This is a genomic window from Elioraea tepida, assembly GCF_019203965.1.
Taxonomy (GTDB): Bacteria; Pseudomonadota; Alphaproteobacteria; order Acetobacterales; family Acetobacteraceae; genus Elioraea_A; species Elioraea_A tepida.
Window position 1 is genome coordinate 1,872,463 of the sequence record NZ_CP076448.1, and the last position, 22,338, is coordinate 1,894,800.

Below are 22,338 nucleotides of genomic sequence, written 5' to 3' on the forward strand. Positions count from 1 at the left end.
TGTCAAGAAACCGCAAAGACCGGTCACGGGCCTGGGCGGTTGCGTCACTCGGGCGCTTGTGTATAACGCCGCCAATCCCTGCCGGCCGCAAGGCGTGCGGCCGGCTATGCCCGTTTGTGCCGGGATGGTTCCGGGGTCGCGGGCTGAGACAATCCGGAGGGAAGAGAGATGCCATTCTACGAGTGCGTGATCATCGCGCGAAGCGATGTCACGACCCAGCAGGTCGATGCCTTGGGCGAGCAGCTGACGGCGCTGCTCACTGAACTCGGCGGGGCGGTTCGGAAGACCGAGTACTGGGGCCTCCGCTCGCTCGCCTATCGGATCAAGAAGAACCGCAAGGGGCACTACCTGTTGCTTGCCATCGACGCGCCGGCCGCAGCGGTGAAGGAAATGGAGCGGCAGCTTCGCCTGAACGAGGACGTGCTGCGCTTCCTGACCGTGGCGGTCGATGAGATCGAGGAAGGCCCCTCCGCAATCCTCACCAACCGGAGCCGCGAGGACCGCGACGGCCGCGGCGCCGGCGGCCCGGGCCGGTCGGCGGACCGCGGGCCGCGCCCGCCACGCGGCGAGCGTGGTGACCGTGCGCCGCGCGCAGAGATGGGGGCCTGAGCCATGGACGACACCCAGGGGATCATTCCCGCGACGCGACGGGTCGCCGTCGGCGCCCGCCGGCCGTTCTATCGCCGCCGCAAGTCGTGCCCCTTCAGCGGGCCGAACGCACCGAAGATCGACTACAAGGACGTGCGTCTGCTCTCCCGCTACATCAGCGAGCGGGGCAAGATCGTCCCGTCGCGGATCACCGCCGTCTCGGCCAAGAAGCAGCGCGAGCTTGCGGTCGCGATCAAGCGTGCGCGCTTCCTCGCCCTGCTTCCTTACGTGATCAAGACCTGAGAGGGGACCGCCCGCCCCGGCGGGAGCGTGGCGGCGAGCGATGGGGAGTCTCGGGCGGCATGAACGCGCAAACGACGGCGGCGCTGGCGGCGGGGATGCTCTCCGCTCTCGCCACCCTCGCTGCCGTACGGGGCATCCCGCTCGGCGGCGTGCTCCTGTGGCTGACGCCGTTCCCGCTGTTCGCTCTTGCCTTCGCCTTCGGCACCGCCGCACTGCCGATGGCGATCGGTGCGGGGCTTTTGGTCACGATCGTCTCGGGCGGGGCACCGGCGGCGGCGGTCTGGCTTCTCGTGTTCGCCCTGCCGGCGTTCGCGCTGACCGCGCTCGCGGCTCGCGGCCGGGGCGCACCGTCGCTCGGGGTTCCCTTCGCTCTTCTCGCGCTGTGGCCTGCGGCGCTGCTCGCCGCCGGAGAGGTGGCTCTGGCGGGGGAGCCGGGAGGGCTCTCCGGCACGCTTCGCCGGGCGGTCGAGCAGGCGCTCGCGCAGATGGGGGCGCCGCGCGACGCGACCACGGCCGAGCTGGTCGAGGCAGTGGTCAGGCTCAAACCGCTTGCCTTCGCTCTGTGGTTCGCGGTGGTGACGCTGCTCAATGCCTCGGCCGCGCAGGGCTTCGTCGCGCGGCGTGGGCTTGCCACCCTGCCGCCGGTGCGCTGGGCCGAGGTGGCCCTGCCGCGCTGGTATGCGCCTGTGGCGGTGATCCCGGCGCTTGCAGCCGGGTTCGCGCCGGGGGAGCCCGGGTTCTTCGCGCAAGGGCTCGCGATGATGCTTTCCGTGCCGCTCGTGTTGCAGGGGCTTGCTGTGGTGCATGTGTTGAGCCGCGGCAGGCCGGCACGGCCGGTGCTTCTCGCCGCAACCTATCTTGGCCTCGTGCTCTTCATGTTGCCCGTGGGGCTGGCTCTGGCCGGGCTCGGACTCGCCGAGCTCGCCCTGAACCTGCGGGGGCGCGCTGCGGCGCGCGGACCGAAATCGGGGCAGCTTCCCCCTGAGGAGTGAGATCGGAGACCGACGATGGACGTGATCCTGCTGCAGCGAATCGAGAAGCTCGGCCAGATGGGCGAGGTGGTGAAAGTCAAGCCGGGCTATGCCCGGAACTACCTTCTGCCGCAGATGAAGGCGATCCGCGCCACCAAGGAGAACATCGCCCGCTTCGAGGCGAGCCGGGCCCAGCTCGAGGCGCAGAACCTCAAGCGGCGCGAGGAGGCGGAACGGGTCGCCGAGCGTGTGGCCGGGCTTGCGTTGGTGATGATCCGCCAGGCGGGCGAGAGCGGCCAGCTCTACGGCTCGGTCACCGCGCGCGACATCGCCGCAGCCGCGACCGCGGCGGGCCTCACCATCACCCGCCAGCAGGTCGTGCTTGAGCACCCGATCAAGACTCTCGGCCTGTTCACGGTGAAGGTCGTGCTGCACCCTGAGGTCTCGATCCCGGTGACGGTGAACGTCGCGCGCTCTCCCGAGGAGGCGGAGAAGCAGGCGCGCGGCGAGCGCGTCGGCGGCCCGGCCGAGGCCGAGGAGCAGGTCTCGGCAGCCGAGCTGTTCGAGGCCGGCGCCGCCCCGCCGGGCACGGGCGAGCAGCCGGACGTCTGAGGGCGCTCGGCCACGCCACGCTTGGCGCGCCCGCCGCAGCCTCTCTAGTCTCTCCCTCGGGATCGAGGCGGCCGGAGGGGGAGGTGTGCGATGCTTCTGCTCGATCGGGTGCTGCGGACGGTTGTGGCAGCAGGAACGCTCGACGTCACCTGGCCAGACGGCCGAACCGTGCGCTATGGCACGCCGGGCACAGGCCCCGCCGCAGCGATCCGCGTGCGTGACGCGGCCACCGCAAGGCGCGTCGCGCTGAACCCCTCGCTTGCCTTCGGCGAGGCCTGGATGGACGGGGCGATCGACACGGTGGGGGACTCCACCCTCTACGACGTGCTCGACCTCCTGATGCGCAACCTCGCCAAGGGGCGGATGCCGTGGCACGCGCGCGCCGCTGAACGCGTCGCGCGCTGGTTCCGACGCCTGCAGCAGCGGAACCCGGCACGCAGGGCGCGGCGGAACGTCGCCCACCACTATGACCTCTCCGGCCGGCTCTACAGCCTCTTCCTCGACCGCGACCGGCAGTATTCCTGCGCCTACTTCCCGACCGGCAACGAGACGCTCGAACAGGCGCAGGTCGCGAAGAAGCGCCACATCGCTGCCAAGCTCTGCCTCGACCGCCCGGGCTTGCGCGTGCTCGACATCGGCTCTGGCTGGGGCGGGCTCGCGCTTACCCTCGCCGCGGAGTACGGCGCCGACGTCACCGGCATCACGCTGTCGGAGGAACAGTTCCGCGAAAGCAACGCCCGCGCCGAGGCCGCAGGGCTTTCGCATCGCGTGCGCTTCCTTTTGCGCGACTACCGCTCTGTCACCGACCGGTTCGACCGGATCGTCTCGGTTGGCATGTTCGAGCATGTCGGAATCGTCCACTACGACACGTTCTTCCGCACGGTGTCACGCTGCCTCGCCCCTGACGGTGTCGCGCTGATCCACGCGATCGGCCGCCCCGACGGACCAGGCGTCACCAATGCGTGGCTGAGGAAGTACATCTTCCCGGGCGGCTACACGCCGGCGCTGTCGGAGGTGCTGCCGCCGATCGAGCGGTCCGGCCTGCTCGTGACCGACATCGAAATCCTGCGTCTTCACTATGCCGAGACGCTGCGGCACTGGCGCGAGCGCTTCGCGCGCAACCGCGACGCGGTGGCCGCTCTCTACGACGAGCGCTTCTGCCGGATGTGGGAGTTCTACCTCACCGCCTGCGAGCTCACCTTCCGGCACCAGGGGCACATGGTGTGGCAGGCGCAGCTTGCGCACCGCGCCGCTGCGGTGCCGCTGACGCGCGACTACATCAGCCGCGCCGAGGCCGAGGCGGCGGCGCGCACCGCCGCGCAATCCCCGGTTTCCACAGGCACGTGAACAACGTGCGCCTGCCGCGCGCGCCATCCTCTGCTAGCCTCGCGCAAGAGCTCGCACATCCGGTGCCCCGATGCCTCTGACCACCGAAAGCGCGACACACGGCCGCGCCGACAGCCTGCTCGGGCTGAGGCTGCGCACGCCGCCCGCCAATCTCGAGGCGGAGCAGGCGCTGCTCGGCGCGCTGCTCGCCAACAACAAGGCCTATGAGCGCGTCTCGGAGTTCCTCGCGCCCGAGCACTTCGCCGACCCGGTGCACGGGCGGATCTTCGCCGCGATCGCGCGCCGGATCGAGCGCGGCCAGCTCGCCAACGCGGTGACGCTGAAGGCCGACCTCGAGGCCGATGGCGCGCTCGAGGAAGTGGGCGGCACCGCATATCTCGCCCAGCTCGTCTCGGCCATGGTCGGCGTGGTGAACGCCGCCGAGTACGGGCGGGTGGTGCACGATTGCTGGCTTCGCCGCCAGCTCGTCGAGATCGGCGAGGAGGTGGTGAACCGCGCCTTCGGCGACGCCGAGGGGCTCGATGCGTCCGAGCAGATCGAGGCGGCGGAGCAGGCTCTGTTCGAGCTTGCCGCGCGCGGGCCGAACGAGGGCGGGTTCATCGCCTTCGAGCGGGCGCTGACAGCGGCGATCGAGGGGGCGGAGCGCGCCTTCAAGTCGGCCGGCGGTGTTGCTGGCCTGCCGACCGGGCTCAAGGCGATCGATTCGATGATGGGCGGGCTGCACGCCTCCGATCTCGTGATCCTCGCCGGCCGGCCGGGCATGGGCAAGACGGCGCTCGCAACACGGATCGCTTTGGGCGCGGCGAAGGCGCTTGCCGAGGACGCGCGGCGCGTGGGCGCCCGCAAGCCGTCCGGCGCGGTCGCGGTGTTCTCGCTTGAGATGTCGGCCGAGCAGCTCGCGACCCGTCTGCTCGCCGAAGAGGCGCGCGTCTCCTCCGACCGGATCCGACGCGGTGTGCTCGACCAGCGCGACTTCCGGCGCTTCGTCGAGGTCAGCCGCACGCTCGCCGCCTACCCGATCTACATCGACGACACGCCCGCGCTCACGATCAGCGCGCTGCGCACGCGCTGCCGGCGCCTCAAGCGCACGCAGGGGCTCTCGCTCGTGGTGGTCGACTATCTGCAGCTTCTGCGCCCCGCTCCGGGCACGCGACCCGAGAGCCGGGTGCTCGAGATCAGCCAGATCACCCAGGGGCTGAAGGCGATTGCGAAGGAGCTTGCGGTGCCAGTGCTCGCGCTCTCGCAGCTCTCCCGCGCGGTCGAGAGCAGGGAGGACAAGCGGCCGCAGCTCTCCGACCTGCGGGAATCCGGCACGATCGAGCAGGACGCGGACGTGGTGATGTTCCTCTACCGTGATGAATACTATCTCCAGCAGCGCCAGCCGAAAGAGATGAACTACGACAACGAGGACAAGTACCAGGCCGCGCTCGACAAGTGGCAGAAGGACATGGAGCGCGTGCACAACCTCGCCGAGCTGATCGTCGCCAAGCAGCGCCACGGCCCGACCGGCAAGCGCGACCTGTTCTTCGAGGCGGAGTTCACCCGCTTCGCCGACCTCGACCGCGACCACCAGGGCGACGACGCTGACTGAGGCTGTGCCCGACGCCGCGCCGTCGCGTCACGGGGCGGCGACGCTCTCGATCGACCTCGAGGCGATCGCCGCCAACTGGCGCGACCTCTGCGCGCGCCACCCCTCCGGCCCGGTCGCCGCCGTGGCCAAGGCGGACGCCTACGGCCTCGGTGCGGCCGAGGTCGTGCCGCGTCTCGTCGCCGAAGGCTGCCGGCACGTCTTCGTCGCGCAGCTCGCCGAGGCCGTGGCGCTGCGGCCGCGCCTCGGCGAGGGCGTTCTTGTCGCGGTGCTGAACGGCGTCACACCCGGCAGCGAGGAGGTTTTCATCCGCGAGCGGATCGTTCCCGTGCTGAACGATCCTGGCCAGGTCGCGCTCTGGCGCTCAGCTGCGCGCGCCGCGGGTCGGGCGCTCCCCGCACTCCTGCATGTCGATACGGGGATGAACCGGCTCGGCCTGTCTGCCAGGGACGTCGAGCGTCTCGCCGAGGACGCGCAGTCCTTCGCGGGCATCGACCTCCTCTATGTGATGACGCATTTCGTCTCCTCCGAACTGCCCGAGGACCCTCTGAATGCCGCGCAGGTCGCGCGGTTCGCGACCACGCGGGCGCGCCTGCCGGCCGCACGGACGAGTCTCGCGAACAGTTCCGGGATCTTCCTCGGTCCGCTCGGCGCCTCCGACCTCGCGCGCCCAGGCGCTGCGCTCTATGGCATCAATCCGACGCCAGGGCGAGCAAACCCGATGCGCTGCGTCGTCTCGCTCGATGCGCCGGTGCTTCAGGTGCGCGAGGTCGCTGCCGGCGAGACGGTGGGCTACAACGCCACCTGGCGTGCCGAGCGGCCGAGCCGGATCGCTACGGTTGCGGCGGGCTACGCTGATGGCTACCTTCGTTCACTGTCCGGCCGTGGTGTCGCCTTCTTCCGTGGCCGCCTCGTCCCGCTCGTGGGCCGCGTGTCGATGGATCTCCTCACCTTCGATGTTACCGACGCACCGGACCTCGCCTCGGGCCACACACTCCGCCTGCTTGGGCCGGAGCTGCCGCCTGATGCGCTGGCCGAGCGCGCGGGAACCAATGCCTACGAGATCCTGACCGCGCTCGGGGAACGCTATGCTCGCGTCTACGGGCCGGTGCGGCCGGAAGCGTGATGCAGACCGTGCTTGCCTTCCTCGGCGGCATCGGCTCGGGCGCGTTCGCGATCCTCGCCGCTGCCGGGCGGGTGGTTCTATTTGCGCTTGCCGCCCTCTGGCACACGGTCCGGCCGCCCTTCTATCCTCGCCAGCTGGCGCGGCAGGTGGTCGAGATCGGCTACTTCTCGCTGCCGGTGGTCGCGCTCACCGCGATCTTCTCCGGCATGGTGCTCGCGCTTCAGTCCTACACCGGCTTCTCGCGCTTCTCGGCAGAAGGCGCGGTCGCGACCGTGGTCGTGCTCTCGATCACCCGCGAGCTCGGCCCCGTTCTCGCGGGGCTGATGGTTGCGGGCCGGATCGGTGCCGCGATCGCTGCCGAGATCGGCACGATGCGGGTGACCGACCAGATCGACGCGCTCACCACCCTCTCCACCAATCCGATCAAGTATCTCGTCGTGCCGCGCGTCGTCGCCGCCACGCTCGTTCTGCCGCTGCTCGTGATCGTCGCCGACATCCTCGGCGTGATGGGCGGCTTCATCGTCGGTGTGGCCAAGCTCGAGTTCAACGCAAGCACCTACATGACGCGCACCTGGGAGTATCTCAAGGCCGAGGACGTGATCTCGGGCCTCGTGAAGGCTGCCGTGTTCGGCTTCATCATCGCGCTGATGGGCTGTTTCCAGGGCTACCACTCGAAGGGCGGCGCGCAGGGGGTGGGGGCGGCGACCACGAACGCGGTCGTCTCGGCCTCGATCCTGATCCTCGTCTTCAACTACGTCATCACCGAGCTCTTCTTCGCGCGATGAGCGAGGCTGACTCCCGCCCGCCCAAGATTCGCATCCGCGGCCTCTGCAAGGCCTTCGGGCCAAAGGTGGTGCTCGACCGTCTCGACCTCGACGTGCCGGCGGGGCGCTCGCTCGTCGTGATCGGCGGTTCTGGCTCGGGCAAGAGCGTTCTCATCAAGTGCATCCTCGGTCTGATCGAGCCGGAAGCCGGAACGATCGAGATCGACGGCCGCAACGTTCTCGCGATGCGCCGGGCCGAGCGAGAGGCGATCAACGAGCATATCGGCATGCTGTTCCAGGGCGGGGCCCTGTTCGACAGCCTGCCTGTGTGGGAGAATGTTTGCTTCGGGCTGATCGCGAAACGGAGGCTCAAGCGCCGCGAGGCGAGGCCGCGCGCGATCGAGATCCTCGCCCAGGTCGGGCTTGGGCCCGAGGTGGCCGACCTCTCGCCCGCGGAGCTCTCAGGGGGCATGCAGAAGCGTGTGGCGCTCGCGCGCGCGATCGCCGCCCAGCCCGACATCATCTTCTTCGATGAACCGACGACGGGGCTTGATCCGATCATGGGCGCGATCATCGACGCGCTGATCGTCGAGCAGGTGCAGCGCCTCGGCGCCACCGCCTTCTCGATCACCCATGACATGGCCTCGGCCCAGCGGATCGCCGACACGGTGGCGATGATCCATAAAGGGGCGATCATCTGGACGGGGCCCGCGAGCGAGATGCGCCACAGCGGCAACCCCTATGTCGACCAGTTCGTCCGCGGCTCGACCGAGGGGCCGATCCGCATGGAGGTGCGGCGCTAGAGCCGCCGGCCATGCCCCGCCCCACGTCACGCTATGTCTGCTCGGCCTGCGGTGCGGTCGCGCCGAAATGGGCGGGGCGGTGCGAGGCCTGCGGCGCGTGGAACACCATCGTCGAGGAAGCGGCCGAGGCACTGCCCGGGCCGGCGGCGAGGGGCATCACGGGCGGGCGGAAGATCGCGTTTGTTCCGCTCGCGGGCGAAAGCGCCCCGCCGCCGCGCACGCCCTTCGACATCGCCGAGCTCGACCGGGTTCTGGGGGGCGGGCTCGTTCCGGCCTCGGTCGTTCTCGTCGGCGGCGACCCGGGGATCGGCAAGAGCACGCTGCTTCTCCAGGCCGCTGCACGGCTCGCCGCGGGCGGGGCGCGCGCCCTCTACATCTCGGGCGAGGAATCGGTCGAGCAGGTTCGGCTGCGTGCGTCGCGGCTCGGGCTCGCTGCCGCGCCGCTCGCGCTTGCCGCCGCCACAAGCCTGCGCGACATCGCAGCCTCGCTCGAGGCTGAGCGAGGCGTCGCCCTCGTCGTGATCGACAGCATCCAGACGATGTGGCTTGATGCGCTCGAGTCGGCCCCCGGAACGGTCGCGCAGGTGCGGGCCTGTGCGGCCGAGCTGATTCGGCTTGCCAAGTCGCGCGGCTTCGCGCTCGTCGTCGTCGGTCACGTGACGAAGGAAGGCGCGATCGCGGGCCCGCGCGTGCTCGAGCACATGGTCGATGCGGTGCTCTATTTCGAGGGCGAGCGCGGCCACGCCTTCCGGATCCTCCGCGCGGTGAAGAACCGCTTCGGCGCGACCGACGAGATCGGCGTGTTCGAGATGACTGACCGCGGCCTCGTCGAGGTCGCCAACCCCTCCGCCCTGTTCCTCGCCGAGCGCCGCGGCAATGTCGCGGGCTCGGCCGTGTTCGCGGGCGTGGAGGGAACCCGCCCCGTGCTCGTCGAGGTTCAGGCGTTGCTCTCGCCCTCACCGGGCGGCAGCCCGCGCCGCGCCGTGGTGGGATGGGACCAGGGGCGGCTTGCGATGCTGCTTGCGGTGCTCGAGACGCGCGCCGGCCTCGCGCTCTCGGGAGCGGATGTCTATCTCAACATTGCCGGCGGCTTGCGCATCACCGAACCGGCGGCCGATCTTGCGGTCGCCGCCGCCCTCGCCTCCGCCGCGACCGGCCGGCCCACCGATGCGTCGATGGTGTTCTTCGGCGAGGTCGGGCTTTCGGGCGAGGTGCGGCTCGTGTCGCAGGCGGAGGCGAGGCTCAAGGAGGCCGCCAAGCTCGGCTTCACCGCCGCCGCCCTGCCGCGCCGGCCCTCCGCCAAGGGGCGCGCGCTCGCGGTGCCTCAGGGCCTCGCCGCCTGGGAGGTCGGGCACGTCTCCGATCTCGTCGCCCGGATCGCCGGCAGAGCGGCCGGGCGCGCGCGGGGCGCCGCCGGGCCTCGAGGCGAGAGGTAGGGCGGGCAGGGCGGCCGTGACGCTGGCCATGACAGGCTCGCTGAAACGTGCCGATACGCAGCGATGCGGTGAGCGCTGGAACGTAACGTCACCGATCCGACCCTTCATCCGAGGAGACCGAGGCCGATGACATCGATCCCCGCCAACTCCTGGCTCGCCTTCCTCTTGCCGCCGCTTCTGCTCGTCGGCTCGAACGTGCTGATGACCGTCGCCTGGTACGGCCACCTGAAGCAGCCCTCCTGGCCGCTCTGGCTCGCCGTGCTCGTCTCTTGGGGCATCGCCTTCTTCGAATACTGCCTCGCCGTGCCGGCGAATCGAATCGGCTATGGCACCTACACCGCGCAGCAGCTCAAGGTGATGCAGGAGGTCATCACCATGGCGGTGTTCGCGGGCTTTGCCGTGCTGGTGCTCGGCGAGCGTCTCAGCTGGAATTACGGGGCGGCTGCGCTCTGCCTCGTCGCCGCCGTGGTCTTCATCTTCCTGCCAACGGGGAAGTGAGGAACTGGAGAGGGAGAGGAGGGCAGGGATGCGGATCGGTGTCCCGAAGGAGACAAAGGTGCACGAATACCGCGTCGGGCTCGTTTCCGGCGTCGGTTCGAGAGCTCGTGCACGCCGGCCACACGGTGCTCGTGCAGTCGGGAGCGGGCGAGGGAATCGGCTTCGGCGACGAAGCCTATCAGCGCGCCGGCGCGAGCATCCTGCCCGACGCGGCCTCCGTGTTCGCCGTGGCCGAGCTGATCGTGAAGGTGAAGGAGCCGCTTCCGCCCGAGATCGCCCTTCTGAGGCCGGGTAGGTTCTGTTCACCTATCTCCATCTCGCGGCCGACCCTCAGCTGGCGAGGGGGTTGATGGCCTCGGGCGTGACGGCGATCGCCTACGAGACGGTGACGGACCGCTCGGGCGGACTTTCGCTGCTCGCGCCGATGAGCGAAGTGGCCGGGCGTGTGGCGGTCCAGGTCGGGGCGCGTTGCCTCGAGAAGGAGAATGGCGGGGCAGGACTCCTTGTCTCCGGTGTGCCCGGGGTGCGCGGCGCGCGCGTCACCATCCTCGGTGGCGGCGTGGTCGGCTCGAACGCGGCGCGGATCGCGGCCGGGATGCGGGCGGAGGTGACGGTGATCGACCGCGACCTCGCGCGCCTCGACGCGCTCGACCGCGAGTTCGGCGGCAGGGTCACGACCCTGCACGCCACCGCCGATGCGATCGAAGCTTCGGTTCTCGCGAGCGACCTCGTGATCGGCGCGGTGTTCGTGCCTGGTGCCGCGGCGCCGAAGCTGATCTCCCGCGCCATGGTTTCGCGCATGCAGAAGGGAAGCGTGATCGTCGATGTCGCGATCGACCAGGGCGGCTCTATCGAAACCTCACGCCCCACCACCCATGCCGACCCGACCTATATCGTCGACGGCGTGGTGCACTACTGCGTCACCAACATGCCGGGCGCGGTCGCCCGCACCTCGGCGGTGGCGCTCAATAACGCGACGCTGCCTTTCGTGATGGCGGTGGCAGGCAAGGGCTGGCGGCGGGCGATGGCGGAGGATCCGCATCTGCGCAACGGGCTCACCGTTCATGATCGGCGCATCACCCATCCGGCTGTCGCTGCGGCGCTCGGCGAGAAGCTCTACCGCGCCGAGGAGGCGATCGTTCCGTGAGCGCCGTGGCTCTCGCCGCCGCGGCGCGCGAGGTCGCCCGGCTCGGCCTCGTCAGCGGCACCGCGGGCAACCTCTCGCTGCGGGCGGGGGAGACGCTGCTCGTCACGCCGACGGGGCGCGAGCTCGCCTCGCTCGCGGCCGAGGACATCGTCACGCTTGACCGCGAGGGACGAGCGGTCGGGGAGGGGCGGCCGACCAGCGAGTGGCGACTGCACCGCGCGGTGCTCGACACAAGGCCCGATCTCAACGCCGTGGTGCACACGCATAGCTCATGCGCCACCGCCGCCTCGGCCCTCCGGCGATCCATTCCGGCCGTGCACTATACCGTTGTCGCGGCCGGCGGCGAGGACATCCCCTGCGCGCCCTACGCCACCCCCGGAAGCGCGGCGCTCGCCGAAGCCGCGGCGCGGGCGATGGCCGAGCGCGATGCCTGCCTCCTTGCGCATCACGGCGTGGTGGCGGCCGGCGCGACGCTCGAGGCGGCGGTGTCGCTCGCGCTCATGGTCGAGGAGCTCGCCCGGATCTGGCTTCGGCTTCTTGCCGCCACACCCGACCCGCCGGTGCTCCACGCCGCCGAGATGGCGTCGCTGAAGGCCGCCTGGGCCACCTACCGGAGCGGCGGCATGACTGAAGGGCTGCCTTCCGGATAGCCAGTGTCGCCTATCTTTTAGTCGCAATCGCCGGTTCGATCCCGCGTCAGCCCATAAAAAGGGCGGATTTTGGATCCCGCAGAAGTTGGCATCGTTTTTGCCTACTCGGTGACAGCGCAGCGTCGCTTCGGCGACAGCTTCGGTTGGCGTGCCACCTGTGTGTTCCACAGACGGGCCGGTCCATCCGCGCGGGGCCCGTCCCGGGAGAAGGAGAACGGGCCATGTGCGACCGTCACGGTGATGCCTTCGTCGATTACGGTGCGATCGCGGAGCGTTTGCGCGGGGCGCGGCTCGGCCGTCGCGCCGCGCTGAAGGCGACCGCCGCCGGTGCGCTGACCCTGGCGATGGGCCCGGGGCTCGCGCACGCGCAAGCGCGCGGCGCGCTGCGGGGCACGCACGGCACCGGCTTCTGCAACCTCAACTTCTTCCTCGCCCACTCGCTTCAGCTCGCACGCGAGGACGGGGTGGAGATCCAGTTCGTCAACACACCGACCTTCGCCGAGCAGGTGACGTTCCTCGGCACCGGCCAGGTCGATCTCGGGCTGATGCCCTATACGAGCTTCATCGCGCTGTTCAACGCCGGCGCGCCGGTGAAGATCATCGCCGGCGGCGGCATCGAGGGGTGCGCCATCGTCTCGCGCCCCGGCCTCACCACGCCGCAGAGCCTCCGCGGCAAGACGCTCGGCACCTTCCAGCTCGATACGCTCGAGGTGATGCCCTACGACTACCTCAAGAAGCACGGGATCAGCTTCCGCGAGGTGCGGGTGCGCTACATGGGCAACACGCCCGAGGCGGTCGAGGCGTTCAAGGCCGGGGCGCTCGACTGGATCTGCACCATCGAGCCCTATGCGACGGCGCTCGTGAACGACGTCCCCGGCGCGACGATGCTGACCGACGGGCGCGACCTCTACGGCCCCGGCTACACCGACTGCGTGCTCGCCTGCCGCGCGAGCCTCATCAGGGAGAACCCGGCAGCGCTGAAGGCGGTGATCAAGGCGATGATGCGCGCCCAGGCCTTCGCCGAGAGCCGTCCCGAGGAGACGCTGCAGCGCCTCGTCGGCACCTACTACAAGACCTCGATGGACAACGCCCGGGTTGCAATGGCGAAACAGCCGGCGGTGGTCGACGCCCGCAGCCAGACCGATTTCATCCTCGGCCGCACCGACAGTCTGGTCGAGATGGGCTATATCCGCAACAAGCCCGGCCGTGACGCGATCGACTGGACGCTCTTGGAGCAGGTGATCGCCGAGAACCAGGAGCTCTGGCGCTCGCTCAAGCACAAGTCGGCCTGAGCGGGGAAGACGATGCCCGGAGACGGCACGGCGGCGGCGCCCGGCCGCGTCGCCGCCGAACCGAGCGCCGGCGCTGCGCCTCGGGCGGAGTGGCCGCCCCGCCTGCGCTCGGCCCTCGAGCGGCTCGGCTGGTCGATCGCCTCGGTCGGGCTGTTCGTCCTGATCTGGGAGTTCTGCTGGCTGGTCGGCTGGGCCGACCCGAAGCTCCTGCCGCCGCCGCACATCTTCCTCGGCGACATCCCCGACCAGGCGCGCTTCTTCAACACCGCCACGCGCTGGCAGATCGGCGTCAACCCGGCGGACGGACCGAGCCCCTATGGCGCAGTCGCGATCACCGTCGCCTCGACGACACTGCGCGTCTTCGCCGGGCTTGCGATCGCCGCCGTCCTCTCGGTCGCGGTCGGCGTCGCGATCCGTTACTGGGAGCTGTTCGGCAAGCTCACCCTGCCGACCATCACGCTTCTGTCGCCGGTCTCGCCGATCGCCTGGCTGCCGGTCGCGATCTTCCTGTTCGGCATCGGCAACGCGCCGGCGATCTTCATGGTCGTGGTCGCCCTGTTCTTCCACATGCTGCTGTCGACCATCAGCCAGATCGACAACGTCAACCGGAACCTCATCAACGTCGCTCGGACCATGGGGGCGACGCGGCGACAGGTCTATGCGCGGGTGATCATCCCCGCGATCCTGCCGCAGCTCCTGATCGTTCTCAGGCTCAACCTGTTCGCCTCCTGGATGGTGGTTCTGGTGGCGGAGACGACAGGCGTCGGCTTCGGGCTCGGCCAGGTGATCATGCTCGCGCGCAACACCTTCAACCCCTCGCTCGTGTTCTTCACCATCGCGCTGATCGGCCTGCTCGGCTTCACCTCCGACTGGCTCCTGCGCCAGGTTCAGCAGCGCGTGCTCTGGTGGGTGCCCGAGAATGGAGGCGTGCTCCGTGGTCTTTGATCCCCACCGGCCCGTCTCATCGGCCGATGCCGTCGCCTGCCGTGGCGTGGGCAAGATCTGGGCGGCCGGGACGGAGCGCGCGCATGAGGCGCTCGCGGGAATCGACCTCGACGTCGCCGCGGGCGAGTTCGTGGTGCTGCTCGGCCCCTCGGGCTGCGGCAAGTCGACGCTGCTCTACCTGATCGCCGGGCTCGAGGCGCCGACCTCGGGCGAGATCTGTTTCTTCGGCGATCCGGTCGAGCGCCCTTCCCCCGACCGCAGCCTGATCTTCCAGGAGACGTCGCTCTTCCCCTGGCTCTCGGTCGGCCAGAATGTCGCCTTCGGCCTCTCGATCCGCGGCGACCCGCCGGAGGCGCGACGCGCCGCCGCACGCGAGGCGCTCGCGCGCGTCGGCCTCGCTGCGGCGATCGACAAGCGTCCCGACGAGCTCTCGGGCGGGATGCGGCAGCGTGTGGCGGTGGCCCGAGCGCTCGCGATGCGGCCGAAGCTCCTCCTGATGGACGAGCCTTTCGCCGCGCTCGACGTCCAGACACGGGCGAAGATGCAGGACTTCCTGCTCGATGTCTCGCAGGCCTCCGGCGCCTCGGTGCTGTTCGTGACCCACTCGATCGACGAGGCGGTCGCGCTCGCCGACCGCGTTGTCGTCTTCACCGCCCGGCCGGGACGGATCAAAGAGATCGTTCCTGTGCCGATGCCACGCCCGCGCGATCCGTTCGCGCCCGACTGCGTCAAGCTCCGCCGGCTTCTGACCGAGGCATTGAGGAGCGAGGTGGATCGCGCCTTCGCCGAGCAGGAGGCGCTTGCCGCGACCGGCTGAGGCGCCTTCGCGCCGCCCCACGAGAGACCGCAGACGAACCGAAACCGACCCGACATCGGAGCAGACGCCATGGCCGTCAGCCTTGTCCGAAGCCGCGCCCTGATCACCCGCGCCACCGGCCGCCACACTTGGGAGCAGATCGACGACGGCGCCGTACTTCAGAAGGACGGCGTGATCGAGGAGATTGGCACCTTCGAGGAGCTCTCCAGACGCTACCCGACCGTGCCGGTGGTCGGTTCGGGCAACGAGATCCTGTTGCCGGGCTTCGTCAACGGGCACCACCACATCGGGCTGACCCCGGTGCAGCTCGGCTCGCCCGACATGCCGCTCGAGCTCTGGTTCGTCACCCGCATGGTGACGCGCAACCTCAACCTCTATCTCGACACGCTCTATTCCGCATTTGAGATGATTGCGTCTGGGATTACCACCGTCCAGCACATCCACGGCTGGATCCCGGGAACACTTTCCGAGGTCGAGGCGAAGTCGGACCAGGTGATCCGCGCCTACGAGGACATCGGCATGCGCGTCTCCTACTGCTTCGCGGTGCGCGACCAGAACCGGCTCGTCTACCAGGACGACGCCGCCTTCGTCGCCTCGCTGCCCGAGGAGCTGCGCGGGCCGATGCGCGCCTGGTTCGACCGGTTCCGCATGACGCTCGATGACCAGCTCGAGCTGTTCCGCTCGCTGCACCGGCGGCACGGCAACAAGGAGCGCGTGCGCATCCAGCTTGCGCCCGCGAACCTGCACTGGTGCTCGGATGCGGCGCTTGCGGGCCTCGCGCGGCTGTCGGAGGAGTTCGACGCGCCGATGCACATGCACCTCGTCGAGACCGCCTTCCAGAAGGAGTATGCCCGGCGTCGCGGCGGCGGCAGCGCCGTCGAGTATCTCGATCGTTTCGGCATGCTCTCGCCGCGGCTCACCCTCGGGCACGGCGTGTGGCTGAGCGAGCGCGACATCGGCCGGCTCGCCGAGACGGGCGTGTGCATCTGCCACAACTGCTCCTCGAACTTCCGGCTTCGCTCCGGCATCGCGCCGCTCAACCGCTTCGAGGCGGCCGGAATCAACACCGCGATCGGCCTCGACGAGGCGGGGATCAACGACGACCGCGACATGCTCCAGGAGATGCGCCTTGTGCTGCGCGCGCATCGCGTGCCCGGGATGGACGAGGACGATGTCCCGGGCATGGGCCAGGTTCTGCGCATGGCCACGGTGGGAGGGGCGCGGACGACACCGTATCGTGACAGCCTCGGCACGCTCGAGCCTGGGAAAGGCGCCGACATGGTGCTGATCGACTGGAACGAGATCTCCTACCCCTATCTCGACCCGGAGACGAAGCTGCTCGATGCCGTGATCCAGCGCGCCAAGGCCTCGGCCGTGCGCGCCACGATCTGCGCCGGCGAGGTGATCTACGAGAACGGCCGCTTCACGCGGGTCGACCGTGACGCGGCGCTCAAGGCTCTGCATGACGACCTCGCCCGCGCCCTCTCCGACGAGGAGGTCGAGCGCCGGCGGCTCGCCAAGGCGCTGCTGCCGCATGTGCGGCGGTTCTACGCGGGCTACATCGACCCGTCGCGGCACGAGCCGTTCTACCGGCAGTCCTCGCGGGTCTGAGCGGCAGGGCTCAGGCGCCGGCCGGCTGCGCTGGCTCCAGCGTGGCCGCTCCTTGGGCGGCCGGCAGCCACACCGTGAAGGTGCTGCCTTTTCCCTCCTCGCTCTCGATCTCGAGGAGGCCGCGGTGGCGGTTGACGATGTGCTTGACGATCGCAAGCCCGAGCCCCGTTCCGCCCACGGCGCGCGACCGCGCCGCATCGACCCGATAGAATCGTTCGGTGAGGCGCGGCAGATGCAGGCGCGGGATCCCCGGGCCGTCGTCGGTGACGGAGACGGCAACGCCTGCGCGGCGCCGGCCCTTCTGCCCGTCGGGGCCGTCGCGACGCAGCGTGAGCTCGATCCGCCCCCCCTCGCGGCCATACTTCACCGCGTTGTCGAGCAGGTTTGCGAGCACCTGGGCGAGCTGGTCTGCGTCGCCGGTCACCGTCGGCAGGCCCGGCTCGATCGAGAGCTCGAGCCGCATCCGCCGCGCCGCGAGCCGTGGTGCGAGCGCCTCGGCGCTGCGCCGGGCGAGCACGGCGAGATCGACCTCCGCCGTGGGCGGCGTGTGCTCCATCAACTCGATCCGCGACAGGCTGAGCAGGTCCTCGATCAGACGCCCCATGCGCGCCGCCTGGTCCGCCATGATGGGCAGGAAGCGCGCCTGCGCCTCGCGGTCCTCCGCGGCCGGGCCGCGCAGCGTCTCGATAAAGCCGATCAGGCTCGCAAGCGGCGTGCGCAGCTCGTGGCTTGCGTTGGCGACGAAATCCGCACGCATCTGTTCGAGCCGGCGCTCGCGCGTGCGGTCGGACAGAACGAGCACGAGCCGCCCGCCATCGGGAAGCGGCGGGTCGAGCAGGATGAGGGTGGCGAGCAGCTCGCGCTCGACCGGCACGGGCAGCGTTACCTCCGCCGTCTGCGTGCCTTGGCCGGCGAGCGCGCGCTCGAGCGCGCCGCGCAGGCCCGGGTTGCGCAACAGCGCGGCCAGATCGGCGCCGTCCTCGCCAAGCAGGGCGCGTGCGGCCGGGTTCAGGACCAGCGGCCGTGCGTCGGCGCCGAGCACGCAGAGCGCCTCCGGCAGGCGATCGACGATCCGCACCGCGGCGGCGGCGTTCGCCGCCGCCTCCGCCCCGCGCGCCCGCAGGCCCGCCGCGAGCCGCCCCGCCGCCTCGGCGATCCGCCGCAAGGGCGGGAAGAGGGGGAGCGTCGGCGTCGGGCCGCCCGCCTCGGCTGCCTTCAGCGCCGCCGTCAGCCGCGCGATGTCGCGACGCCAGAGCCAGCCGAACACCCCGCCACAGAGGAACAGGGCGAGGCTGACCAGGGCGGCGGCATCGACCGAGATCGCGTCCGCAGCGGCGAGGGCGGCGAGCAGGACCACAGGTGCCGCGCCGATGGCGGCGGCGACCGCAACCGCGATCAGCGGCCCCGGCTCCGGGAGGCGGTGCGGCATCACCGCCGGTCAGAACACGCGGTCGTCGAACCGTTCCGGCGCCGGCTCGACCGTGCGCGCCCCGCCGCGCGTGACCTCCATCAGGGCAAGCCCGCGCTGGTTCGTTCCGTCCGGCAGGAGCCGAACGATCCCGAAGACGCCCGCGAACCCCGCCGGATCGGTCAGCGCGGCGCGCGAGACGTCCCCTTGCGCGGCGAGGACGGCCGCGATCGCGGCGGCATCGAAAGCGACGCCGGCGACGAGCGGCGGTGCCGCGCCGAACGCTTCGGCGAAGCGCGCCTCGAAGGCGGCGCGTCGCGCCTCGTCGGGGGCGGCGTAGAGCGTGCCGACGAGCGCCGGCTCGCGCCCCGCATCCGGCATCGCCGCGAGCAGAGGCGTGCCGAGGAAGCGGACGGGCGGGTTGTCTATGTCGTAGAAGGGCAGGAGCGAGGCGACGGCGCGAAGTTGCTCGCCGCCATCGGCGAGGATCAGCGCATCGAAATCGGGCGGCGGAATGCGCGCCTCGCGGGCGAGCGCGGCGGCGCGTCGGCGGCCTTCCGCCGTGCCGAGAGCGCGCGCGGCGCGGATCTGCGCATCGACCGGGCCGCGGCGCCGGGCGTAGTCGGCCAGGCGCTGCACCGCTGGCGCCGGGTTGCCGGCGTAGATCTCCTCGCGCACGACACTGCCCCCGGATGACGCGACGGCTGCGCGGAAGGTGGCGAGCACCGCCCGTCCATAGGGCGTGTCGGGCACCAGGGCGGCGAACCGCTCCGCTCCGGCCGACCGTGCTGCGGCGACGACGCGCCGCACCGCTGGGCCGGGAAGCTGGCCGAGCACGAACACGTTGTCGCGCGCGGCCGAAGCATCGGTCGTGAAGGCGAGCACGTTCACTCCGGCGGCGCGGGCGAGCGGGCCCACCGCCTCGGTCTCGGCGGCGAACAGGGGCCCGAGAAGGATCGAGGCGCCTTCGGCGAGCGCCGCTCGGGCCGCTGCCGCGGCGCCTGCCGGCGTGCCGCCCGTGTCCTTCGGCAACAGGACGAGCGGGGCCTCGTGCTGGAAGAGGGCGAGGGTCGCGGCATCGAGCATCGCCCGTCCGACCGCGGCCTGCGGCCCGCTCAGCGGCAGGAGAAGCCCCGCACGCACCTGGCCATCCGGGCCGAGGGCAGGGCGCTGCAGAACCGGCGCCGCCGGCTGGGGCGCCAGAGCCTGGGCGCGGGGCGTAGGCGCGTGCGGCTGTGGCCCGGCGCAGGCGGCAAGCGCTAGGCTCACGAGAACGAAGGGGAGAAGGAATGGACGGGCAGGACGACTCACCGGCTGATCCCCTTGCTTCCACCGCGGGCAGCGCCGACGCCGCAGGCCCGCCCGGAACCCTCACCCTCGTCGCCACGCCGATCGGCAATCTCAGCGACATGGCCCCGCGCGGGCTTGCGGTGCTCGCCGCCGCCGACGTGGTTCTGTGCGAGGATACCAGGGTCACCGCGAAGCTGCTCGCGGCCGCCGGCCTTACCCGCACGCTTACCGCCTACCACGAACACACCGAGCGGGCGATGACCCCGCGCGTGCTCGAGGCGCTCGCGGAGGGGCGGCGCGTCGCGCTCGTCTCGGATGCGGGCATGCCGCTCGTCTCCGACCCCGGCTACCGCCTCGTCTCGGCCGCGATCGCTGCGGGGCACAGGGTCACTGCCGTGCCCGGGCCCTCGGCGGCGCTCACCGCGCTCGCGCTCTCGGGGCTGCCGCCCCAGCCGTTCCTGTTCCTCGGCTTCCTGCCCCCCAAACCGGGGCCGAGGCGGGCGAGGCTCGAGACGGTGCGCGCGGCGGAAGCCGCGGGGCTCGCAGCGACCCTCGTTCTGTTCGAGGCGCCGCAGCGTGTGGCGTCAACGCTTGCCGATCTCGCGGCTGCGCTTGGCCGGCGCCAAGCTTCGGTGGCGCGCGAGCTCACCAAGCTGTTCGAGGAGGTGGCGCGCGGCCCTCTGCCCGATCTCGCTGCCCGCTTCGCCGCCGCGCCGCCGCGCGGGGAGGTGACGATCGTCGTCGCCCCCGCCGCCGGGGCGGAGCCTGCGAGCGAGGCGGAGGTCGCCGCACGGCTGCGTTCCGCCCTTGCGTCCGGGGCGTCGGTGAAGGACGCGGCGGCGATGGTCGCCGCGGCGACCGGCCGGCCGAGGCGTGCGGTCTATGCCCTCGCGCTTTCGATTGCCGCCGGCGGGTAGCGGGTGCCGCGGGAGGCGCGTCAGCGGCGGAACAGCGCCAGCAGAGCCGACGGCATGGCGTTTGCGATCCCGAGGCTCTGGATCGAGAGCTCGGCGCGGACCTGGAGCGAGGCGAGCCGGGCTGCCTCCGCACCGAGATCGGCATCGACCAGCGCGCCGAGACCCTCGCGCAGCCCGTCGGCGAAGGCGCGCTCCGCCGCCTTCGCCGCCTCGACCTTGCGCACGCCCTCGCCGAAATGCCCGGCATCGTCGGCGGCGCGGCGCACCGCCACATCGATCTGCGCGAGACCGGCGGCGGGATCGTCGAAACCGAGGGCGTCGAGGCCAAGGCCGGCCGCCGTCATGTCGCGATAGGCGACGCCGATCGACGCGCCGGAGGGGTGGCGCATGATCTCGAACCGCGGCGGCTCGGGCGGGGGGCCCGGCGGCGCTCCGGGAAGGTCGAGCCGCAGGTCGAGGATGACCCAGCCGGAGCCGCCGCCGTCGGGGTTGAAGCGGAGCTCGAGCGTCGTGCCGTTGCCGGGGTCGTAGTCGAAGACGAGCGTCTGCAGGCCGTTCACCGGCAGGCCCGGGTCAACCGGCGCGCCGCCCGAGGCGGGCGGCCGCCCCGTCGCTGCGACCCGCACCGGCCCCTGCCAGATCTCCACGACGTCGTTCGGGGGTAGAAGGTCGAGGTCCAGCACGACGGGGGCGGCGACCGGCCCGGCGTCGACCGTGAAGGTCTGCGAGCCCGATCCGGCGCTCGAGCCGATCAGCGAGGCGAAGTCAGGCGGCTGAGCGGGCGGCGGCGCCGGCACGTCCGGGATGACGAGCAAGTTGACGCCGTTGAAGCTCGCGCTTCGGGCCATCGCGTCGATTCGCGCGACCAGCCCCTCGATCTCACGGCGGACGCTCGCGCGGTCGCCCTCTCCGGGAAGGCCGAGCCACTGCAGGTATTTCGCCTTGACGGTCGCGAGCGTGTCGGAGATGGCGCGCGCCGCGTCCGCCGCCGTCGTCACCACCGCGCCGCCGAGGCCGAGGCTCGCGCGCACCGCCGCCCAGCCTGCGAGATCCGCCCGCATGCCTTGGGCGAGACGAAGATCGCCGGGTTCGCCTCCGCCGTCGGCACGGCAAGCCCGCTTTCGATCCGAGCCTTGGTGGCGGCAAGGGAGCTCATGGTGGCGGCCAGGCTTCGGGCCGCCTGCATGGCCGCCGGGTTGGTGGTGATCGAGGTCATGGTGCGGAATGCCTGGGGGCGCCTTGGATGCCGGATCGGATGAACGCCGTGTTGCATGCATCATACCTGCATGCATCGTGCCAGCCGCGAGGCGTCACGACAGGCGAGGCCGGCTTCGGTTGCGCCCGGACCGACATCGGCGACGATAGAGGATGGCGATGCCGGGCGGCAGAAGGTGCCGGCCAGACCCTGCCGGCAACCGCGCGCCTCCGCCGGCTCAGCCCCGGCGTTCGACCAAAAGCCGCTTGATCTCGCCGATCGCTTTCGCCGGGTTGAGGCCCTTCGGGCAGGTCTTCGTGCAGTTCATGATCGTGTGGCAGCGGTAGAGCTTGAACGGGTCTTCGAGCGCATCGAGACGTTCGCCGGTCGCCTCGTCGCGGCTGTCGGCGATCCAGCGATAGGCCTGAAGCAGAACCGCGGGCCCGAGATAGCGGTCACCGTTCCACCAATAGGAGGGGCAGGAGGTCGAGCAGCAGAAGCAGAGGATGCACTCCCACAACCCGTCGAGACGCGCCCGCTCTTCGGGGCTCTGCAGCCGCTCGCGGTCGGGCGGGGCGGGGCTGTCTGCCTTCAGCCACGGCTCAATCGAGCGGAGCTGGGCGTATCCCTGCGAGAGATCGGGAACGAGGTCCTTGATTACCGGCATGTGCGGCAGCGGCGTGATCCGCACCGGCCCCTTCACCTCCTCGATCGGCTTGAGGCAGGCGAGCGTGTTGGTGCCGTCGATGTTCATCGCGCAGGAGCCGCAGATGCCTTCGCGGCAAGAGCGGCGGAAGGTGAGAGTCGTATCGATCTCGTTCTTGATCTTGATCAGCGCGTCGAGGACCATCGGCCCGCACGCGTCGAGGTCGATGCGGTAGGTGTCGAGGCGCGGGTTCTCGCCGTCGTCCGGGTTCCAGCGGTAGATGCGGAACTCCTTCACACGCGTCGCGCCGGCCGGCGCCTCGAAGGTCCTGCCCGGCCTGATCCGGCTGTTGGCGGGCAGAGTGAATGTCGCCATGGTTCGTTT

The 22,338-nt window shown here is 70.8% G+C and carries 23 protein-coding genes and 1 pseudogene; 19 read left to right on the forward strand and 5 right to left on the reverse strand.

The window, feature by feature from the left end; all coding sequences use genetic code 11:
* The first annotated feature begins 168 nt into the window (after positions 1 to 168).
* From rpsF to KO353_RS09100, 18 genes and pseudogenes are all read left to right on the forward strand, one after another.
* On the forward strand, positions 169 to 609 hold the full coding sequence (gene rpsF, locus KO353_RS09020) for a 30S ribosomal protein S6 (RefSeq protein ID WP_218284335.1): 441 nt from the start codon (positions 169 to 171) through the stop codon (positions 607 to 609).
* Between the two features lie 3 nt (positions 610 to 612).
* Positions 613 to 891, forward strand: coding sequence for a 30S ribosomal protein S18 (gene rpsR, locus KO353_RS09025; protein ID WP_218284336.1), 279 nt, complete (start codon positions 613 to 615; stop codon positions 889 to 891).
* 59 nt (positions 892 to 950) lie between these two features.
* Positions 951 to 1,883 (forward strand): DUF2232 domain-containing protein, encoded by a 933-nt coding sequence (locus KO353_RS09030; protein WP_218284337.1) that lies wholly within the window; start codon positions 951 to 953, stop codon positions 1,881 to 1,883.
* 15 nt (positions 1,884 to 1,898) lie between these two features.
* Positions 1,899 to 2,474: a 50S ribosomal protein L9 gene (gene rplI, locus KO353_RS09035; RefSeq protein WP_218284338.1), complete on the forward strand. Its 576-nt coding sequence runs from the start codon at positions 1,899 to 1,901 to the stop codon at positions 2,472 to 2,474.
* Between the two features lie 90 nt (positions 2,475 to 2,564).
* Entirely contained in the window at positions 2,565 to 3,821 is a 1,257-nt protein-coding gene (locus tag KO353_RS09040; protein ID WP_218284339.1) for an SAM-dependent methyltransferase, read from the forward strand.
* A gap of 70 nt (positions 3,822 to 3,891) precedes the next feature.
* Positions 3,892 to 5,412, forward strand: coding sequence for a replicative DNA helicase (locus tag KO353_RS09045; RefSeq protein ID WP_218284340.1), 1,521 nt, complete (start codon positions 3,892 to 3,894; stop codon positions 5,410 to 5,412).
* 4 nt (positions 5,413 to 5,416) lie between these two features.
* Positions 5,417 to 6,535: an alanine racemase gene (gene alr / locus KO353_RS09050; protein WP_218284341.1), complete on the forward strand. Its 1,119-nt coding sequence runs from the start codon at positions 5,417 to 5,419 to the stop codon at positions 6,533 to 6,535.
* Positions 6,535 to 7,320, forward strand: coding sequence for an MlaE family ABC transporter permease (locus KO353_RS09055; protein WP_218284342.1), 786 nt, complete (start codon positions 6,535 to 6,537; stop codon positions 7,318 to 7,320). Before alr ends, KO353_RS09055 begins: the two co-directional genes overlap by 1 nt.
* The gene (locus tag KO353_RS09060) at positions 7,317 to 8,102 is read left to right on the forward strand and encodes an ABC transporter ATP-binding protein (RefSeq protein ID WP_218284343.1); all 786 of its coding nucleotides are present in this window, start codon (positions 7,317 to 7,319) and stop codon (positions 8,100 to 8,102) included. The genes KO353_RS09055 and KO353_RS09060 overlap by 4 nt, the downstream gene beginning before the upstream one ends.
* 11 nt (positions 8,103 to 8,113) lie before the next feature.
* A complete protein-coding gene (gene radA / locus KO353_RS09065; RefSeq protein WP_218284344.1) occupies positions 8,114 to 9,538 on the forward strand; it encodes a DNA repair protein RadA in 1,425 nt (474 codons plus the stop codon).
* 126 nt (positions 9,539 to 9,664) lie between these two features.
* Complete coding sequence (locus KO353_RS09070; protein ID WP_218284345.1) at positions 9,665 to 10,036, forward strand: DMT family protein; 372 nt, start codon at positions 9,665 to 9,667, stop codon at positions 10,034 to 10,036.
* 131 nt (positions 10,037 to 10,167) lie between these two features.
* Positions 10,168 to 10,415, forward strand: a pseudogene (locus tag KO353_RS17145) (alanine dehydrogenase); the annotation flags it as partial.
* A gap of 45 nt (positions 10,416 to 10,460) precedes the next feature.
* On the forward strand, positions 10,461 to 11,183 hold the full coding sequence (locus KO353_RS17150; RefSeq protein ID WP_456236934.1) for an alanine dehydrogenase: 723 nt from the start codon (positions 10,461 to 10,463) through the stop codon (positions 11,181 to 11,183).
* Entirely contained in the window at positions 11,180 to 11,833 is a 654-nt protein-coding gene (locus KO353_RS09080; protein WP_218284346.1) for a class II aldolase/adducin family protein, read from the forward strand. Before KO353_RS17150 ends, KO353_RS09080 begins: the two co-directional genes overlap by 4 nt.
* Before the next feature lie 221 nt (positions 11,834 to 12,054).
* Positions 12,055 to 13,125, forward strand: coding sequence for an ABC transporter substrate-binding protein (locus tag KO353_RS09085; RefSeq protein ID WP_218284347.1), 1,071 nt, complete (start codon positions 12,055 to 12,057; stop codon positions 13,123 to 13,125).
* 12 nt (positions 13,126 to 13,137) lie between these two features.
* The gene (locus KO353_RS09090) at positions 13,138 to 14,070 is read left to right on the forward strand and encodes an ABC transporter permease (protein ID WP_218284348.1); all 933 of its coding nucleotides are present in this window, start codon (positions 13,138 to 13,140) and stop codon (positions 14,068 to 14,070) included.
* Positions 14,060 to 14,887, forward strand: a complete 828-nt coding sequence (locus KO353_RS09095; RefSeq protein ID WP_235691770.1) for an ABC transporter ATP-binding protein — start codon at positions 14,060 to 14,062, stop codon at positions 14,885 to 14,887. Before KO353_RS09090 ends, KO353_RS09095 begins: the two co-directional genes overlap by 11 nt.
* A gap of 69 nt (positions 14,888 to 14,956) precedes the next feature.
* A complete protein-coding gene (locus KO353_RS09100; RefSeq protein WP_218284350.1) occupies positions 14,957 to 16,498 on the forward strand; it encodes an amidohydrolase family protein in 1,542 nt (513 codons plus the stop codon).
* 10 nt (positions 16,499 to 16,508) lie between these two features.
* Here the strand turns inward: KO353_RS09100 and KO353_RS09105 are convergent, their stop codons facing one another.
* The gene (locus KO353_RS09105; protein ID WP_218284351.1) at positions 16,509 to 17,927 is read right to left on the reverse strand and encodes an ATP-binding protein; all 1,419 of its coding nucleotides are present in this window, start codon (positions 17,925 to 17,927) and stop codon (positions 16,509 to 16,511) included.
* Between the two features lie 9 nt (positions 17,928 to 17,936).
* A complete protein-coding gene (locus tag KO353_RS09110) occupies positions 17,937 to 19,049 on the reverse strand; it encodes a penicillin-binding protein activator (protein ID WP_218284352.1) in 1,113 nt (370 codons plus the stop codon).
* A 146-nt stretch (positions 19,050 to 19,195) separates the two neighbouring features.
* Here KO353_RS09110 and rsmI point away from each other — a divergent pair, with 146 nt between their 5' ends.
* Complete coding sequence (gene rsmI / locus KO353_RS09115; RefSeq protein WP_218284353.1) at positions 19,196 to 20,113, forward strand: 16S rRNA (cytidine(1402)-2'-O)-methyltransferase; 918 nt, start codon at positions 19,196 to 19,198, stop codon at positions 20,111 to 20,113.
* Between the two features lie 20 nt (positions 20,114 to 20,133).
* Here the strand turns inward: rsmI and KO353_RS09120 are convergent, their stop codons facing one another.
* The 3 genes from KO353_RS09120 to KO353_RS09130 form a co-directional block, all read right to left on the reverse strand.
* Entirely contained in the window at positions 20,134 to 21,144 is a 1,011-nt protein-coding gene (locus KO353_RS09120; RefSeq protein ID WP_235691772.1) for a flagellin, read from the reverse strand.
* Positions 21,108 to 21,329, reverse strand: coding sequence for a hypothetical protein (locus KO353_RS09125; RefSeq protein WP_218284355.1), 222 nt, complete (start codon positions 21,327 to 21,329; stop codon positions 21,108 to 21,110). Before KO353_RS09125 ends, KO353_RS09120 begins: the two co-directional genes overlap by 37 nt.
* A 217-nt stretch (positions 21,330 to 21,546) precedes the next feature.
* Positions 21,547 to 22,329: a succinate dehydrogenase iron-sulfur subunit gene (locus KO353_RS09130; protein WP_218284356.1), complete on the reverse strand. Its 783-nt coding sequence runs from the start codon at positions 22,327 to 22,329 to the stop codon at positions 21,547 to 21,549.
* Between the last annotated feature and the right edge of the window lie 9 nt (positions 22,330 to 22,338).

What these genes read in the sequence shown, in the direction of transcription:
- KO353_RS09085 (WP_218284347.1), top strand. Translation starts at nt 12,055, where the DNA reads ATGTGCGACCGTCACGGTGATGCCTTCGTCGATTACGGTGCGATCGCG.
- rsmI (WP_218284353.1), top strand. Translation starts at nt 19,196, where the DNA reads ATGGACGGGCAGGACGACTCACCGGCTGATCCCCTTGCTTCCACCGCG.
- KO353_RS09090 (WP_218284348.1), top strand. Translation starts at nt 13,138, where the DNA reads ATGCCCGGAGACGGCACGGCGGCGGCGCCCGGCCGCGTCGCCGCCGAA.
- rpsF (WP_218284335.1), top strand. Translation starts at nt 169, where the DNA reads ATGCCATTCTACGAGTGCGTGATCATCGCGCGAAGCGATGTCACGACC.
- rpsR (WP_218284336.1), top strand. Translation starts at nt 613, where the DNA reads ATGGACGACACCCAGGGGATCATTCCCGCGACGCGACGGGTCGCCGTC.
- KO353_RS09055 (WP_218284342.1), top strand. Translation starts at nt 6,535, where the DNA reads ATGCAGACCGTGCTTGCCTTCCTCGGCGGCATCGGCTCGGGCGCGTTC.
- KO353_RS09105 (WP_218284351.1), bottom strand. Translation starts at nt 17,927, where the DNA reads ATGCCGCACCGCCTCCCGGAGCCGGGGCCGCTGATCGCGGTTGCGGTC.
- radA (WP_218284344.1), top strand. Translation starts at nt 8,114, where the DNA reads ATGCCCCGCCCCACGTCACGCTATGTCTGCTCGGCCTGCGGTGCGGTC.
- KO353_RS17150 (WP_456236934.1), top strand. Translation starts at nt 10,461, where the DNA reads ATGAGCGAAGTGGCCGGGCGTGTGGCGGTCCAGGTCGGGGCGCGTTGC.
- KO353_RS09125 (WP_218284355.1), bottom strand. Translation starts at nt 21,329, where the DNA reads ATGACCTCGATCACCACCAACCCGGCGGCCATGCAGGCGGCCCGAAGC.
- KO353_RS09040 (WP_218284339.1), top strand. Translation starts at nt 2,565, where the DNA reads ATGCTTCTGCTCGATCGGGTGCTGCGGACGGTTGTGGCAGCAGGAACG.
- KO353_RS09100 (WP_218284350.1), top strand. Translation starts at nt 14,957, where the DNA reads ATGGCCGTCAGCCTTGTCCGAAGCCGCGCCCTGATCACCCGCGCCACC.
- KO353_RS09060 (WP_218284343.1), top strand. Translation starts at nt 7,317, where the DNA reads ATGAGCGAGGCTGACTCCCGCCCGCCCAAGATTCGCATCCGCGGCCTC.
- KO353_RS09130 (WP_218284356.1), bottom strand. Translation starts at nt 22,329, where the DNA reads ATGGCGACATTCACTCTGCCCGCCAACAGCCGGATCAGGCCGGGCAGG.
- KO353_RS09045 (WP_218284340.1), top strand. Translation starts at nt 3,892, where the DNA reads ATGCCTCTGACCACCGAAAGCGCGACACACGGCCGCGCCGACAGCCTG.
- KO353_RS09070 (WP_218284345.1), top strand. Translation starts at nt 9,665, where the DNA reads ATGACATCGATCCCCGCCAACTCCTGGCTCGCCTTCCTCTTGCCGCCG.
- KO353_RS09030 (WP_218284337.1), top strand. Translation starts at nt 951, where the DNA reads ATGAACGCGCAAACGACGGCGGCGCTGGCGGCGGGGATGCTCTCCGCT.
- rplI (WP_218284338.1), top strand. Translation starts at nt 1,899, where the DNA reads ATGGACGTGATCCTGCTGCAGCGAATCGAGAAGCTCGGCCAGATGGGC.